Here is a 9,873-nt window from a genome sequence, read left to right on the forward strand (position 1 = left end):
TTTTGGATTCCGGGGTGGTACGGCTCAGTGCTCTGGTATCTGCGAACGCGCTGGCTTCTCCTGCCGCTACTGGCCGGAAGCGGCGCGGCGGGCCTCCCACTCGGCGCGGGTCAACTCCATCTCGTAGAACTCCACCAGATTCTCGAAGCGCGAACGCCGGAAATGGGGCAGCATGGCGCTGTAGCGGGGGTCGTCAAGCAGGCGCAGGGAGGGATCGCTTCCCGCGTTGCGCCACTCGCTTTCGAGATACCGAAAGCCCAGCCGCTCGTAACACCGCACCGCGCGTCGGTTGACCGCCGCCACGTCCAGGCGCAGGCGCTGAAAGCCGAGCGTGCCAAAGTAGTGCTCGAGAAAGACTTGCAAGGCCTCGGTGCCCAGGCCCTGCCCGACGTAGGGTTGCGCCAGCGAGATGCCAAGCCTGGCGCTGCGGCGCTGCTCGTCAACCTCGCGCAACGAGATGCGGCCAATCAGGCGGCGCTGGGCGTCATCAATCGCCCAGGCGTAGCGCTGGCTGGACCAGGCGCGGCCGTTGACCTCGTCGGCGCCTGACGCGCGCGGAATGTTCCAGAGCGAGTTGAAGGGTTCGGTATAGCGCGGCCACAACTCTTGCATAAGGGTGTCGCTGCGCAACCATGGCCGTAGCGCCACGCGCGGGCCATAGAGCACATGTGTTCCGTCCTGCTGGTGCATGGTTTCCCTCATGCGTACGCTACTTGCCGGGCCGGCAGTCACGACCGATATTTCGTCGCTCGGCAGCACTCATTCTTTCCGACGCAGATAGTTCAGGGACATCCAGCCCTCCAACTCCTGACCTTCCACCGTCACACGAACGCGCAGCCACGGAATGTTCCCCGACACACGCGGCCCATCCAGTTTACGCACGAGCGTGCCATTGGGGATGACGGCGATAACGTTCGCGGGATCGGTTGCGTCCGGCTCGCGGCGCAAATTCAACCCTTCGGCAATATTGACGATATATATCTCATCGGCCCCGAAAAGCGTATCAAGCCAGGAAGGGGGACCGCTGGCGCTCCCCGTGGGCGGAGGCGGCAGCCAGGGCACGCCGGGCATGGTAACGCCTTTCAGGGCGTCGCTCAGGGCGTTGACGGCGAAGAAACTGGCCGCAGCCACGAGCAGAACCAGGCCCGCCAGGACAGCCCAGCCGAGCAGCCCGCGGAGGATGTTGTTTCGGCGCACCGTCGCCGGGTCCACCGGCTGCGGGCGGGCGGGAGCGGGCAGCGGGGGCGCGGCGGCAGGAGGGGAGGGCGCAATAACGGCCCCGGCGCGTCGGGCCGCTGGTGCGAGCGGTTGCGTGGGCGCCCCCAGGTCGCGCCAGAGGGCGTCGAGCGCCCCGCCAAAGGTCGCGGCGTCGGGAAAGCGCTGCTCAGGGGCGCGGGCCGTGGCGCGAGCCACAAGCCGTTCGATGGCGGGCAGATACAGCCCGGGCCGGGCCACGTGCAATGCTGGAACCCGCGCGTTCAGGTGAGCGAGGGCGATGGCGCGGGCATCGTCGCCGGTAATCGGCCGTATTCCCGTGAGCAGTTCGTAGCACAGCAGCCCCAGGGCATACACTGGAGTCGCCAGGGTGGCTTCCTGCCCCTGGCTCAACTCCGGCGCGCGATAGTGGGCAATATCGGCCTGCGCCTCGTCGGGGGGCAGCAACCAGCTATCCACCAGTTTGACGCGCCCCTCGTCAACCAGGAGCAGGTTGCTGCTGCTGATCGGCGGGTGGTACAATCCGAGCGGCGCGTCGGCGTCGCGCCGCGACTGGCAGAGCGCGATGGCGCTGGTGACCTGACGCAGATAGTGCAGCGCCCGTTCCGGTGTCAGCAGGCCGAGACCGCGCAGCGGGCGACCGGAGACAAACTCGGTGACCATGAAGGGTCGCCCGCTCGCCTCACCACTGTCATACACGTCCAGCAGAGCCGGGTGTGAGCGGCGGGCCATCTGGCCGATCTGGGCGATGAAGCGTACGTGGGGCTGCGTCTGGCCGACGAGATCCTTGCGCAGGATATGGATCAGCACGCGGCGTTGCAGGCGCTCATCCATCGCCGCGTAAACCGAAGCGAGGCGCGTGTCGCCGCGATGCTCGGAGACGCGGTAGCGCCCGAAGAGCAGGGGAGCGGAGGACGGAGTGGCGGCGGCTTCGGGCATCTCAACCGTTCACCTTCCAGACAATTGCGCATTGACGGAAGCCGCGCTGCATACGAAGATTATAGCATGCCGGTTAACCGCAAGCGAAAATCTAGAGTCTACAGTGCGCAATGGAATTACGCACTCGCGCTGCACTGGGAATTGCCCTCGTGCTCTGGGGCGTGTACCTGCTCACGGCGAGCGGCCATTTTTACGCGATTGACGAAGTGCAGATGTACGCGCTTACCGAGGCGCTCGGTACGCGAGGCGCCTTCGTGCTCTACGAGCCCGGCCCTGGCCAGACGCCGGTCTACAGCAAATATGGCCCGGGACAGTCTATCGCGGCGTTGCCGCTCTACTGGCTCGGGACGCTGGCCAGCCAGGGGGTCCCGCCAGAAGGACGGGCGTGGCTTCGCAGCGCGATCACCTTCTGGTTCAATCCGCTAGTTACGGCCCTGACCGCCGCGCTGCTCTACCACGCCGGGCGGCGGATCGCCGGGCACGGGCCGGCGCTCGCGGCGGCGCTGATCTTCGGCCTCGGTACAATGGCCTGGCCGTATACGCAGACCTTTTTTGCCGAACCGCTCCAGGCCCTGCTCTGGCTGGGAGCGGTGGCGGCGATCTGGCGACCCGGTGGCTCGCCCGCGTTGGCGCGGGCCTATGTGGTGTCAGGATTGCTGGCCGGCCTCGCGCCGGCAGTGAAGATCCAGGCGGGCATCGGCCTGCCCATCATCGGGTTCTTCGCGCTCCGGTCGGCGTACCGCGCCCGTCGCTTCTGGCCGTTTATGCTGGCCTGGGGCTTCGGGGCGGCGCTGCCGCTGGCGGCTCTGGCTCTCTACCACGCCGCCTTGTTCGGCAGCCCGTTCCAGACGGGCTATGGTGACGAGGGCCGATCTGGATTTATTACCCCTTTCTGGGAAGGTTTTAGCGGGCAATTGTGGGGACTGCATCGTGGCCTGATCTGGAGCAACCCGCTGATGCTGCTCGCCCTGCCTGGTCTGGCAGCCCTCTGGCGGCGCGACCGATGGATCGCCCTTGTGTGCGCGGCGCTGTCAGGCGCCCAGGTCGTCTTCCATGCCTCCTGGCACGCCTGGGACGGCGGCGGGGCCTGGGGGCCGCGCTTCCTCACGCCGATCCTGCCGCTGCTTTGCCTGCCCCTTGCCGCTCTCTGGAGCGCGCCTCGATCCCGCGTGCGCTGGCTCTACCTTCCGACTTCGATCCTGGCAGTCTGTACCCTGGCGGTTCAGACCGGCGCTCTGGGGGTGAACATGAACCAGTGGTTTGGGGCGCGGCTGCCGCCCGCGCAGGTGTTCGCCCATCTCGGCGCAACCGGCGAGGGACTTGTGCGCCTCTACGAGCGCCACCTGGCCCCCGGACGGGTGGTGCTGCTGCGGGGCTTCGCGCCCAGCGAAGGCGCGGGCGAGGCGCAGTTCCCTCGCTGGACGACCGGCAACGCCCTGATCCGCGTGCGACCATCGGGAATGCCTGTGACGCTTACCGTGGCGGCCTCCACATGTCAGGTCGCCACCGGGCCGCCGCCATTGACGCTGGCCATTGGTGACGTGAGCGTATCCGACTGGCCCTGCCCGGGGCGGATCTACCGTATACCTCTGCCGCCGGTGACGACGGAGGCGCGCCTTGTCTCACCGACCTGGCGACCCACCAGCGTGGGCATCCCCCGCGATGAGGAGCTGGGGGTGTATGTCAGTTGGATCGAGGCACGGGCAGGCAAGGAACGGCTCCCCCTGGTCGCCGACCGGCTGCCGCTTGATCCGGTGTCGCTCCATCCGGGCGCGTTGCGCTGGCGCCTGAGCGACTGGCGCATCCCGGTCTGGGATTTCTGGTGGAGCTACCTGCCGCTCTCGACGCTGCCACCAGCGAGTGTCAGGGGTATCACGGCAGCCTGGGGGGGCCTGGCGCTGGCGAGCATGGCGGCGGGCCTGTGGCTCCTTGCGCGCTTGCCGGTGCGGTCTACCCCCTGATGTTCATCTGGCTGACAGTGCGGAAGTGGTAGCCATAAATCGCCAGAGTGACCGCCATGGGCACCAGGCGGGGTCGGCGCAGGGCGGTCCAGAGCAAGAGGCGCCAGTACTCGACGCGCTCGGCGCCGAGCAGGCCCAGTTGCCAGGCGGCGCGGAAGAAGGCCATAAGGTGCTCGCGATCAAGCGGCACTCTGCTGACGGGCTGGCCGTATTCGCGCAGGAAGGTTTTGACGCGCTGGTAGTAGGGCCGCGGGGAGTAGATGTAGCGCACGACCGTGCGATAGCCGTTCCGCAGCACTTCCGGGTCCATGATAGGCACAATGTTGGTCGTGCCGTCGGAATTGTCGCCAGTGGTCTGAGTGAGCAGGCGGCCTTCCTGGCGCAGGCGCTCGTAGAGACGCGTACCTGGCAGCGCGTTGAGCAGGCCGACCATGGCTGTGACCACGCCGGTGTTCTGGATGAAGTCGATCTGCCGCTGGAAAATCGAAGGGGTGTCGTTGTCGAAGCCGATGATGAACCCGCCCTGCACCTGGAGGCCGGCCCGCTGGATGCGCCGGATGTCGGCGGCCAGGTCGCGGCGAGTATTCTGGCGCTTGTTGGCCTCGGCCAGGCTCTCCGAGTCGGGGGTTTCGATGCCGATGAACACGGTGGTGAAGCCAGCGCGGACCATCAGATCCATCAACTGGGGATCATCGGCAAGATTGATCGAGGCCTCGGTGTTGAAGGCCATGTTGACCTTGCCGCGGCGCCATTCAATCAGGGCGGGGAGCAGTTCGTGCTTGAGCCGGCGTTTGTTGCCGATCAGGTTGTCATCAACAAAAAAGATCGGGCCGCGCCAGCCCAGGCGGTAGAGCGCATCGAGTTCGTTGATCATCTGCGGGGCGCTCTTGACGCGCGGGCGATGGCCGAAGAGGGCGGTGATGTTGCAGAAGTCGCAGTTGTAGGGGCAGCCGCGGGAGTACTGCACGCTCATCGAGGCGTAGCGGTCGAGTTCCAGCAGTTCCCACATAGGGGCGGGGGTGCGTTCGATGTCGGGAAACTCGTGGGAACGGTACATGCGCTCGGGCGCGCCGCGGGCCAGATCGGCCAGGAAGCGCGGCAGGGTGACCTCGGCCTCGTTGAGGACGAAATGATCAACGTCGGGGAACAGTTCAGGCTCGGCGGTGAACATCGGGCCTCCGGCCACCACCGGGCGCCTGGCCTGCTTGCAACGGGCGATGATCTCACGCGCAGACTCGCGCTGCACGATCATCGCGCTGATAAAGACGTAATCCGCCCAGGCCAGATCGGCATCGGTCAACTCGCGGACGTTCACGTCAACCAGGCGTTTGTTCCACTCCGGCGGGAGCATTGCAGCGACCGTGATCAGGCCCAGCGGCGGGAGCGCCGCTGTTTTGCGGATGAACCGCAGGGCGTGTTTGAAGCTCCAGAACGTGTCCGGAAACCGTGGATAGACCAGCAGGACGTTCATCGCTCAACCCTCACCGAATGCGCCAGTAGAGTCATCCCTTAGCGTAGCGAATGCTACTGGAGCGGGCAAGTGGCGAGCGGCTAATCGCAGGTTGTGACATTGTGCGCGAGGGGAGGGCAGGGGGATGACCGGGGTCATAGGTGCGGAGGTGTGGAGGTGTGGAGGTGTTTTGGGCGGGCATTTGCCGGAACTCTATCTCTTCACACCTCTACAGCTCTACACCTCCACAGCGCTTCTACAAGATTCCACGCCCTTACAGGGTAATCAGGCCCTGGCGCGCGCCGATGCTGACGGCCTCAGTGCGTGAGGTCGCGCCGAGCTTGGCGAAGATCGAGGCGATGTGAAATTTCACCGTGTGTTCACTGATCTGGAGCCGCAGGGCGATCTGTTTGTTGGGCAAACCCTCGCTGAGCAGGGTCAGCACCTCGGTCTCGCGGGGAGTCAATGACTCGACAGGCGGCTCGGCAGCCACACGTGATCCGGCGAGGTGCTCGAGCATGGGGCGCGGGAGAGCCACCAGGCCCTGCGCGGCGGCGTGCACGGCGGCGCGCAGCTCCTCCGGGCTGGCGTCGGGCGCGACAATGGCCCAGCCGGGAAGCGGCAAGGCCCGCAGCAAGCCGGGAAGACGAGCATCGGCGCTGAGCGCCACCAGAGCCGCGCCTTCTTCGCTGGCGATGGCCCGCGCCACTGCGCCGGGATCCTCGCCCGCGACCAGCACGACATCGGCAAGGATGCCGGGTGAGGGCGCGGGGGCCGTGCCTGTCACCTCCAGGCCCTCGTCGGTGAGCATCGCCTGTAATCCGGCCCGCAGCGCGGGGGTCGGCGCGACGATGAAAACCGTGGTCATACCGCCCGCTCCACGCGCCCGCCGAGGGTCACTTCAAGGGTCAGCGGCGCCCCGTTGCGCAACAGATCGAAGCGTAGCCGGTCACCGGGCCGTGAGCGATCAAGGACCTTGAGCAGCGTCGCCGTGTCTCGCAGCGGCGCGCCATCGAGGGCCAGCAGCAGGTCGCCGCGACGCAGCCCGGCGCGCTCAGCCGGCCCTCCCGGCGCGACCTGAGCCACCAGCAGCCCCGCCGTTTCCAGGCTGGCCGCAGCGGCCCGCGCTGGCGTGACGGGCGCCACGGCCAGACCCAGGAACACCGGTCGCCGGGGAAGTTGCCCGACCCAGGCCGCGGCGACGTGACTGGGGATGGCTACCGACAGGTCGCCGCCGAAAATCATGGCGTTGACGCCCACCACTTCTCCACGGGCGTTGAGCAGCGGTCCTCCGGAGTTGCCGGGGGCCAGCCGCACGTCGGAGCGCACATAACTGGCCGCTGGTTCGTCAGGTCCTGCGGGCAGGCTGCCGACGGCGCTGACAATGCCCGCCGTGACCACGCCCCGCTGGCCCCAGGGATTGCCAATGGCGAAGACTAGCTCGCCCACGCGCAGGCGGGTCGAATCGCCGAGAGACGCAGGCGGCAGATCGGCTCCCTCGACGTAAAGCAGGGCCAGGTCGAGACGCGGGTTTCCGGCGATCAACCGCGCCGGATACAGCCGGTTATCGGCGGTAAGCACCTCGATGCGCGGGCCAACTCCGGCAACAACGTGGAAGTTGGTCATCACGGTCGCCCCATCGTCCCAGACGATGCCTGAACCGCCGCCGCGCCCGCGCCCGCGCACCTGCACCACGCTGGGCTGCACCCGCGCCGCGATTTCCGCCGTCGCCAGCCCCAGCAGTCTGGCCGGGGCGGCAGGTTCAAATGTTGCGGTCATAGCTTATGGTTCCTGTTGTCTGTGGAGGTGTGGAGGTGTGGAGCTGTGGAGTTGAATAAAACCTTTCCACACCTCCACACCTCCACACCTCCACACCTCCGCACCTCCACACCTACCGCTGCCCCACGGTCACCTGGAGCGAAACGAGATTACCGCCGCGAATCACCTGTACCGGCACGGTCTTCCCGACGCGCTCGCCGGTGAGGAGAGCCTGGAGCTCATCGGTGTCGGTGATGATGCGACCATCGAAGGCGGTCAATACATCACCGATGAGCAAGCCGCCCCTGGCGGCCGGGCTGCCCGACTCTACACGCACCACCAGCAGGCCGCGGCTCTGGGACAGGCCGGCCCGCTGTCCTTCGGGGATCTCCACCGGCTGGCTGCTGATGCCGAGGAAGCCGCGCCGCATGGAGCCGCCCGCAGCAATGGTGTCGGCGATGCGATTGGCCAGAGCAGCGGGTACGCCCAGGGCGATACCCATCAGAATGCCGGTGGTCAGCACCCCGAGGATCTGGCCGGAGGCTTCCACCAGCGCGCCGCCGGAAAATCCGGGGTAGGGGATGGCGTCGGTCTGGAAGAACTGCTCGAGCATCGCGCCGCGCCGGGTGCGTAGCGGTCCGCCCACGGCGCTAATGATGCCGAAGGAGGCCATCGGTCCCGTTCCGGGGCGACCGACGGCAAGGACAATCTGGCCGACGCGGGGCGGGTCGCTGGCGAAGGCAGCCGGGGCGAGACTCAGCCCGGCTACCCGCAGGACGGCCAGATCGCTGGCCAGATCGCGTCCGACCAGGCGAGCGGGCAACTCGCGCCCATCGGGGGTCACCACACTAAGATCGTCGTCCCGTTCCAGGACGTGATCGGCGGTGAGCACGCGCTCAGCGGCCTGCACGATGCCGCTGGCCGGCCCCCGCGCGCGCCCGCGCACCTGCACCATTGCCGCGCCGGCCCGCTCTACCGCGTCGGCCATCTGATTCGAAATCGCGCCGAGTAACTCGGCCGCGTTCATGGCAGTCATGGATTTCTCCCTTCGGAAGGCTGTATTCCGGTTGTGGAGACAGTATACGGTCTGCACCCGACGCGCGGCTATCGGTGAGCGGGCCAGGGGTCACCTGGAAAAACGGCCAGGGATGCGAAGAGGCGTCGCGAACCAGGAGGATTCCACGTTTCTCCAGTAGAACCCGCTGGAATGTGCTATACTGACATCGAAACGCATTCGATGGCGCCCCTGGACGCCGCCTCCCAACAGTTGAGGACAGCCGTCCCCCACGCGCGGCAGGTCTGGATAGCCGTCGCACCACTCGAAGCGAGCCTGTGGCTCCGGAAGAACGCTCGCCTGAGCGCCCCGGCGGGATGCCGCGGCGATGGCCGGCGTGTATCTGGCGGGTTAGTGCGCTGACTGGCACTCTACGGCCATTCTCCCCTCTCGCCTCCTCAGCCAATGAGCAAGGTGAGAAGTGTGCACCGCTGTGGAAACCGTGAGAAGGGGGAGACTGCGTCACGATGCCGGTCGGACCAGGCGACCCGCCATCCATTCAGAGGAAGGACGAACGTGAGTGCAGAACGTCTACAGAAGGTCCTCGCCGGTGCGGGCATTGCTTCCCGCCGGGACTGCGAGGCATTGATCGCGGCGGGCAGGGTGACCGTAAATGGCCGGGTCGTGCTGGAGCCGGGACTCCGGGTTGACCCGGAGCAGGATGTCATCCAGGTTGATGGCAAGACGGTGCGCCAGCCGGTCGAGCGCACCTACATTATGTTACACAAACCGGCGGGGTATGTTTCGACGGTGGATGATCCCCATGGCCGCCCAACCGTGCTCGACCTGGTTGACGTGCCGACGCGTGTCTTTCCGGTCGGGCGGCTCGACGTGGACAGCGAAGGGCTGATACTCCTGACCGATGACGGCGAGTTGACCCACTACCTGACTCATCCGAAATTCGAAGTGGAGAAGGAATACCGGGTGCTGCTTGATCGTCCGCTTGGCAGTGAAGCCCTGCGCCAGTGGCGGGCCGGGGTGCTGCTCAACGGCGAACCGACGGCGCCCGCCTGGGTCGAGTTGATCGAGACCACCTCCGAAGGTCCGTGGTACCGGATCGTGCTGCGCGAGGGACGCAAGCGGCAGATCCGCGAGGTGGCAAAGCTGCTGGGCTACGAAGTCCGGCGCCTTATTCGCGTTCGTGAAGGCGATATCGCCCTGGGCGATCTGCCGCTTCGCAAGTGGCGCCCCTTGACGCCAGAGGAGATTGCCAGGCTGCGAAGGCACGTGCCCGCTCGACCGCAGCGCGATGAGGTGGGGGTTGCATCCGGACGGGCCGTGGGTGCGGGCGTAGCTGCGGGTGTGGGTGCGGCTGCTGGAGCACGCGCCCTTCGTAGCTCCGAGAGTGAGCGGGTGGCTCGACGCGAGGGGAGCTACCGGGAGGAGCGACCGGCCCGCTACGAGGAGCGCGGGCCGCGGCGCGAGGGGAGCTACCGGGAGGAGCGACCGGCCCGCTACGAGGAGCGCGGGCCGCGGCGCGAGGGGAGCTACCGGGA

8 protein-coding genes are annotated in these 9,873 nt (G+C 67.0%); 2 read left to right on the forward strand and 6 right to left on the reverse strand.

Going from position 1 to position 9,873, the window contains the following annotated elements:
• Positions 1 to 66 precede the first annotated feature (66 nt).
• On the reverse strand, positions 67 to 690 hold the full coding sequence (locus NZU74_14655) for a GNAT family N-acetyltransferase (protein MCS6882573.1): 624 nt from the start codon (positions 688 to 690) through the stop codon (positions 67 to 69).
• 69 nt (positions 691 to 759) lie between these two features.
• Entirely contained in the window at positions 760 to 2,154 is a 1,395-nt protein-coding gene (locus NZU74_14660) for a serine/threonine protein kinase (GenBank protein MCS6882574.1), read from the reverse strand.
• 110 nt (positions 2,155 to 2,264) lie between these two features.
• Here NZU74_14660 and NZU74_14665 point away from each other — a divergent pair, with 110 nt between their 5' ends.
• Complete coding sequence (locus NZU74_14665; GenBank protein ID MCS6882575.1) at positions 2,265 to 4,115, forward strand: hypothetical protein; 1,851 nt, start codon at positions 2,265 to 2,267, stop codon at positions 4,113 to 4,115.
• On the opposite strand, the gene NZU74_14670 is transcribed toward NZU74_14665, so the two are convergent.
• The 4 genes from NZU74_14670 to NZU74_14685 form a co-directional block, all read right to left on the reverse strand.
• Positions 4,105 to 5,586: a B12-binding domain-containing radical SAM protein gene (locus tag NZU74_14670; protein ID MCS6882576.1), complete on the reverse strand. Its 1,482-nt coding sequence runs from the start codon at positions 5,584 to 5,586 to the stop codon at positions 4,105 to 4,107. The two genes, NZU74_14665 and NZU74_14670, sit on opposite strands and share 11 nt — an antisense overlap.
• A 253-nt stretch (positions 5,587 to 5,839) precedes the next feature.
• Positions 5,840 to 6,433: a response regulator transcription factor gene (locus NZU74_14675; protein ID MCS6882577.1), complete on the reverse strand. Its 594-nt coding sequence runs from the start codon at positions 6,431 to 6,433 to the stop codon at positions 5,840 to 5,842.
• Positions 6,430 to 7,344, reverse strand: coding sequence for a S1C family serine protease (locus tag NZU74_14680; protein ID MCS6882578.1), 915 nt, complete (start codon positions 7,342 to 7,344; stop codon positions 6,430 to 6,432). Before NZU74_14680 ends, NZU74_14675 begins: the two co-directional genes overlap by 4 nt.
• 112 nt (positions 7,345 to 7,456) lie before the next feature.
• A complete protein-coding gene (locus NZU74_14685) occupies positions 7,457 to 8,359 on the reverse strand; it encodes a S1C family serine protease (GenBank protein MCS6882579.1) in 903 nt (300 codons plus the stop codon).
• A gap of 534 nt (positions 8,360 to 8,893) precedes the next feature.
• Here NZU74_14685 and NZU74_14690 point away from each other — a divergent pair.
• On the forward strand, positions 8,894 to 9,873 hold a 980-nt coding region (locus NZU74_14690; GenBank protein MCS6882580.1), incomplete at its 3' end, for an rRNA pseudouridine synthase.

The organism is Chloroflexaceae bacterium, from assembly GCA_025057155.1.
Lineage (GTDB): Bacteria > Chloroflexota > Chloroflexia > Chloroflexales > Chloroflexaceae > JACAEO01.